The organism is Acetobacter sp. P5B1, assembly GCF_018811985.1.
Lineage (GTDB): Bacteria > Pseudomonadota > Alphaproteobacteria > Acetobacterales > Acetobacteraceae > Acetobacter > Acetobacter cerevisiae.
On record NZ_JACRVS010000052.1, the window covers coordinates 1 to 5,528 of the forward strand.

Consider the following 5,528-nt stretch of genomic DNA (forward strand, 5'->3'; position numbering starts at 1 on the left):
CGGCGGACGTCCGCCTTTACTTCCGTCTGAATAGGCCAGAGCCAGCTCCAGATCAGGGCGGAACACCTCAAAATCCACAGTCCGGGAAAAGGCCTCCAGTTGATCGCCAAGCCCGCTCAGCCGAGCAAGACGCTCTTCAACATCAAAGAAACCAGATTGCTTCATCTTCCTCCATCCCCAATCAACGCCAAAAAAATGGAATCACACAGAACAACTCAGAGCCAAGGGGTTTTTCGAACCCTCCAGATGGTTATATCCTTTTTGGTGAGCAAAGCGCGACAGGGGCATGCTTTCTGACTGGAACCCTGATTGAAACGAGCAAAGGAAAACAGGCCGTAGAAGACATTCAGGCAGGCGATACTCTAATGGTCTATCGGCACGGAAAAACCGAAACGTGCCGGGTTATCTGGACAGGGCATCAGCATACTATCGTCAATATGTCTTTGCCTGAAGATGAAGCCGGCTATCCAGTACGTGTCAGCAAAGATGCCATTTCAGAGGGTGTTCCATACAAAGATATGCTGGTGACAGCAGAGCATTGTCTCTTTTTTGATGGAAAGTTCATTCCTGTCCGCATGCTGGTAAATGGCAAATCTATTGCTTATGACTATACCATCACGGCTTATGACTATTATCATGTTGAAACTGAAACACATTCGATTATCAATGCGGATGGGGTCTTAACCGAAAGCTATCTGAATACAGGTAACCGTAACCGCTTCTGTCAGGATGATGGAATTTTTCGCTTATCTCACGAGGTAAAGACTTGGGCGAATGATGCGGCTGCGCCCCTAACAACAACGCGCCAGCATGTTGAACCTGTTTTTAAGCAGATTGCAGCCCGTACAGGCATCAATATGGGAAAGCATCGCTTTATTCAGGATCATGATTGCCATCTAGAGACACTGAGCGGCACCTCGATACGTCCCATACGTACAGTTAAAAACCGGCTGATTTTCATGATTCCTAGCTGCGTTAATGCTTTCCATCTGGTATCACGCAGCAGTCGTCCGTCTGACGTAGTTGGGCCATTTGTCGATGATCGGCGCCAGCTGGGTGTTTGTGTCGGAGAAATTTCTCTACAGATCGGCACAAAGGAGCTTTTGGTGACGCCCCATCTGCAACAGCAGCCCTGTAGCGGTTGGCACAATGGTGATGTAAGCGATGACACACGTTGGACAGATGGGTGCGCTCTTCTAATGCTTCCCAAACATAACGCTGCAAAAGCTATTTTCCTAAGCATAGAAATTCGCGCCGCCGGGCCTTATCTGATGGAGCACGCGGTAGAAAATGGGCGCCGTCTATCGGCCTGAACACCAAGGTAAACTTCTCGTCCAGCATCTCAACCTGTATTTTTCCTTAATAGAGAAGGAAAAATACAGGTTGAGAATGCAAACATAGATTTTGTTTAGCCCACCAAGACGTCACACGAGTGCTAGCCAGATCCTGAAATCGCTTCTCGGCAAATTCAATTTTCCAAAAATACTGCCGGAATGATGAAGGTGACAAATCTCAGTTAGTTGCTCTAAAACTTCTCCCATAGCCCTTGAGACCTCACATCTTCTGGTAAATTGCAATCAGAAGATTTATGAGATTAACCCTTCTTCCTTCAGGGCCTTCTGGGCTGCGGGGCGACCGAAAACGGTAGTCCGCAACGCAACGGCTTTGGGGTAGGCGGAAATGTCTATCTTAAGCGGTCCTGTCCAGTTCAGGATAACAGCCATAAGGGCATCAGCCTGCGTGAACCCGACAGGGAGCAGATAGCCATTGGTGCCGCTTGCCAGTTGCGCTTCGACCTGAGCCAAACGCCGTTTGATGAGGACCAGCAACTTCTCACGCGTGACGTGAGGCACATCCGGTGCGAAGAGCGCACCAATAGCGCTATGCACATCCTCACAGAAGCCCACTGCCTCAAGCAGGCGGTAAAATTCGATGGTGTCTGGAGTGGGGTGAAAAGCCTTATTGTCAGACTGCTGACCAATATAGGTCAGGACGGCAACATTTTGCGTCAGAATAACGCCCGGCGAAACTTCGAGAGCCGGAACTGCTCCACGAGGGTTGATGGCTGTGTAGTCCCGACCATCGGCCGTTTTCTTCTCTTTTAGGTTCACCTGCACGAGTTCATGCGGCAAGCCCGTCTCGTTCAGCATGATATGGGCCGCAAGCGAACATGCACCTGGCGCGTAATACAGCTTCATTGGGACACCTTTTGTTTTCACGTTTGTGAAGAAAGCATATTGCACAGGAAAATTCACCCTGCTTACAAAAAGCGTCGCATGAATTGGCAAGAGTGAGAAGAAGGTGAGCGTTGCACTATATTCTTGGCTGCTAGTTTATAGAATTAGCAGCCAAAACTGGTGACACGCCCTCGTCCACCGGAGCGCAGACGAAGCTCTTGCATGGCAGGCTACGCGTATCCCGATGCTCTTACAGGCTAGCTTGCTATAGCTAACTAACGAGACATGCTGGGTGGTCACGACTTGATGGTAGCAGATCTGCCTGATGAAGATCCCTATGTCCAGCAGGAATGGTATAATAGTAGTAGCACTCTAGATTTCGGCAGGACCATAGGATGATTAAACGTCTCTCCTTACTGGCATTCGTGTCAGTATCTTCTAACGCTTTTGGGCAGTCTACAGCTCCGGTTCATCCTAACCATACCTTGCTGCAATACAGCGCTATTGCTGCAGCCAATAATAACGCAGCCGCTCCACGTCGCATGTTACGAATGACCTTACCGTCTGCAGGGGGCTACTCCCCCCTCCTGCCGCCCGGTGGGATCAGTAAAAATACACTCGTTCCCTTGCTGTATGCAGATGGATCAACGGGCACGCTGGAGCAAATTGGCAGCATGGCCGACAGCAGTGTGCAGCAGGCAGGTGCCAATCAACCCCTTGGCTATGTCCAGCCGGACCAGTACGGCAATATCACAAATCAGGTAACGGGTGCAGTCGGTGCAGCCAAGGCAGCAGCCACAGGTACCACCATGCAACGCACGATATCAGATCGAGCGGCTGACCATTATAATCTGGCTGATCTGGGGGCAAAGCTCGACAACTCAGCAGATGACCTGCAGACGATCCAGACGATCTATACCGCGCTGCCAGATGGCGCCGTGGTTGATGTTCCGAGATACAGCAGATGGACTGGCACCATTCTCAAGCCAGCCCCTGGCAAGAAAATTACATGGAACTTCCTGGCAAATATCTGGAACCCATATATCGCCGCAGCTGGTGATAATGACCTCACCATTCAGTCTGGTAATGTCTATAAGATGTCGCGTCATTCCCAGAACGCAGGATCAGGGTCATTTATGTATCCGGGCTCGGCTGATTTTTGGAACGACAACCCAAACTTTGCTGGTGTGTGGGCAGGCAACACGCAGCAATATTCTGCATTTATGGCTCATGGAATGAGTAGCCCTGTTTCCAGAGGGAATACAGGGGCATTGAGTGGTCATTTAGAGAGTTTTGGGCACAATGCCGATAACTCCTATGACACTGTTTTGGACCTTAATGCAGAGCGGTGGGGCAACAACTCCTTATGGGGTTTAATTATAGACTCTACTGATTATTCTGGCCTTTTGCCCCAGGCTTTTTCTCAATGGAATGAGAGCGATACGCTAAGCAACGGTTATGACGTGGCTCCGTGGGATGATCAGTATCAGGCTAATATCCCCTCCCATCGTGTCGGGTTTTGGTTCGGGGCGAGGCCTACGCCTAAATCGGCATGGACCGCAAATTCTCAGGTGACCAACCTCACGATGGCACAAGGGGCTATCCCCAAGGTTAACACGATCAAAGTGACCGTGGGCGGCGTGGATTACGTCTGGTATTGCTACACATCGGGAAAAACAGGCGAGACACAGCCAGCCTTTCCGGCTCCTGCTGAGTTTAATGGCACGATTTCCGGTGGCGTCCTGACTGTCAAAACGCTCGTTCAGGGAGCGCTAGCGGTGGGAATGAATATCACGGCTTCCGGTGTCAATGAGGATTTGACGATTACCAGCCAGCTAACCGGGACTAGGGGCGGCGTTGGGACATATCAGGTTAGCGACACAAAACTTACTTCCGCGGCCTCTGGCTGGTATGGCGCAAACCATGTCAAGGATGGCACCGCCGTATGGGCTTTTGGTAGTCTGTTCAATCAGACGATCAGCGGTGTCATTTTTGCCACGGGCGATGTTCAGTATGGCTCTGTTGTGGGGTCTGATTCGACAATCTATGGCGCTATGATTGATGCATCAAATGCAAAAATTACTGGGAATGCGGCTGTTTTAAGGATGGCTGCCAATCAGAAAATAGACCTGTCCGCCGACAAGACTGTAGCCGGTCGCAATCAGCATACGCTGGGCTATGACAGCACTCAGCACGCTCTGATATATAATGTTAATGGTGTGCCTGTGGTCAGCATCAGGGATAGCGGGGCTATCCTCTCTTCTGCGCCGGCGCAGATGCCAATCATGGCTAGGGCGCAGATCCTAGCCTATCCGTCTCCCGTCAAAGGGATGGAGATCTATGATAGCGATGATGATGCGCCGGCCATCTACACCGGAGCAGCCTGGAAGCTGATGGCGCTCTCTGCACTGCCGGCCAATTAAGCAAACAGTCTCACTTTAAGCCGCTCACACCGGGCGGCTTTTTTTTGTGCCTGAAGGACAGGTGGACGTGTCCCGGTTTAGTTCCGGACCTTTAAGACCGAAGATGGTCATGAAGGAGATTTGGAATGGGACGAGTTTACAAGGCCGAGTTCAAACACGAGGCGGTGCGTTTGGCGCTGAGTAGCGGTCTGTCGCGTGAGCGTATTGCTCAGGATCTGGGGATTGGGTCTTCGACGTTGAAGAAATGGATCCGTGATGCGCAGCAGCACGACACTGTGGTTCCTGACGCAACGGATCATACAGCGTTATTGCGTGAGAATGAGAGATTGCGACGTGAGAGCCTTCTGCTGCGGGAGGAGAGGGAACTGTTAAAAAAAGCAACACAGTTCTTCGCGAGCCAAAGGTCGTGAGGTTTGCCTTTATCGCTCGCTATCATGGGCCGCTTTCACGCGACCGGGTCTGCCGCCTGTTTGGCGTCAGCGACCGGGGTTTAAGAGCCTGGCGATGCCGCCCGGTCTGTGCCCGCAGAAGACAGGATGATATCCTGATGGTGCATATCCGTACCATTCACGCGCAGAGCAGGCGAAGCTACGGACGTCCCCGCATGACAGAGAAACTCAGGGCTGCCGGTCTGTCTGTAGGGCATCGTCGCGTTGGACGTCTGATGCGCGAGCATGATAGTCGTGTTGTCAGGACACGACGCTTCAAGGTGACCACGAACAGTTCGCACAGGCACAATATTGAACCAAACCTTCTGGGACAGGATTTTTCAGCACCAGCGCTTAACCAGAAATGGACAGCGGACATAACATATATCTGGACATGTGAAGGCTGGGTTTACCTGGCTGTGGTGCTGGACCTCTTCTCACGCAGAGTCATCGGCTGGAACCTTGAGGTCCGCATGACCGCAGATCTTGCCACGACAGCA

The 5,528-nt window shown here is 51.4% G+C and carries 3 protein-coding genes and 2 pseudogenes; 3 read left to right on the forward strand and 2 right to left on the reverse strand.

What is annotated here, in order from left to right; all coding sequences use genetic code 11:
* A pseudogene (locus tag KP703_RS15020) lies at positions 1–165 on the reverse strand (IS5/IS1182 family transposase); the annotation flags it as partial.
* Between the two features lie 128 nt (positions 166–293).
* Between KP703_RS15020 and KP703_RS15025 the strand changes: the two are divergent.
* A complete protein-coding gene (locus KP703_RS15025) occupies positions 294–1,313 on the forward strand; it encodes a Hint domain-containing protein (protein WP_256441428.1) in 1,020 nt (339 codons plus the stop codon).
* Positions 1,314–1,586: 273 nt separating this feature from the next.
* Here the strand turns inward: KP703_RS15025 and KP703_RS15030 are convergent, their stop codons facing one another.
* Positions 1,587–2,198: a glutathione S-transferase N-terminal domain-containing protein gene (locus KP703_RS15030; RefSeq protein ID WP_215755512.1), complete on the reverse strand. Its 612-nt coding sequence runs from the start codon at positions 2,196–2,198 to the stop codon at positions 1,587–1,589.
* Between the two features lie 374 nt (positions 2,199–2,572).
* On the opposite strand from KP703_RS15030, the gene KP703_RS15035 reads away from it, so the two are divergent.
* Both KP703_RS15035 and KP703_RS15045 read left to right on the forward strand, forming a co-directional pair.
* Entirely contained in the window at positions 2,573–4,600 is a 2,028-nt protein-coding gene (locus KP703_RS15035; RefSeq protein ID WP_215755513.1) for a hypothetical protein, read from the forward strand.
* Positions 4,601–4,725: 125 nt separating this feature from the next.
* Positions 4,726–5,528, forward strand: a pseudogene (locus KP703_RS15045) (IS3 family transposase); the annotation flags it as partial.

Bases quoted from the DNA above. Each gene is read 5' to 3' on its own strand.
- KP703_RS15030 (WP_215755512.1), bottom strand. From the start codon at position 2,198: ATGAAGCTGTATTACGCGCCAGGTGCATGTTCGCTTGCGGCCCATATC.
- KP703_RS15035 (WP_215755513.1), top strand. From the start codon at position 2,573: ATGATTAAACGTCTCTCCTTACTGGCATTCGTGTCAGTATCTTCTAAC.